This is a genomic window from Pseudomonas sp. 32_A (assembly GCF_017490905.1).
GTDB classification, from domain to species: Bacteria; Pseudomonadota; Gammaproteobacteria; order Pseudomonadales; family Pseudomonadaceae; genus Aquipseudomonas; species Aquipseudomonas inefficax.
Window position 1 is genome coordinate 1 of sequence record NZ_JAFGYI010000414.1, and the last position, 428, is coordinate 428.

Consider the following 428-nt stretch of genomic DNA (forward strand, 5'->3'; position numbering starts at 1 on the left):
GTTCTACAATGCGCTCGGTACCTGAAGCGAAGCTTGCGAACCCGTCGTTTTTTCTTCATGTTCGCTTCAGGTTCGCGTGGCAGAGTCGCGCCACGCCATTCACCAGGACACGCGCATGAGAGTGCTTCTCGTCGAAGCCGATCCGTGGCTCGGCGAGGCCGTCCGCGCCCAGATCGAGAAGGACGGGCATCCGACCGATTGCGTCGCGAGCCTCGCGCACGCGCGGCGGCACGTCGCGGTCGCGCCCTACGATCTGATCCTGCTCGATCTACTGCTGCCCGACGGGCGTGGGCTCGATTTCCTGCGCGAGCTGCGCGCGGGCGGCTCGACGGTGCCCGTCATCATCCTGACCGCGCTCGATCAGGTCGCGAACCGGATCGCGGGGCTGAACGCCGGCGCCGACGACTATCTGATCAAGCCGTTCGACC

1 protein-coding gene is annotated in these 428 nt (G+C 65.9%); it reads left to right on the forward strand.

Annotated elements, in window-relative coordinates:
• Window positions 1-115: 115 nt before the first annotated feature.
• A partial coding sequence (locus J5M58_RS27300; RefSeq protein ID WP_207880616.1) for a response regulator occupies window positions 116-428 on the forward strand: 313 nt, incomplete at its 3' end.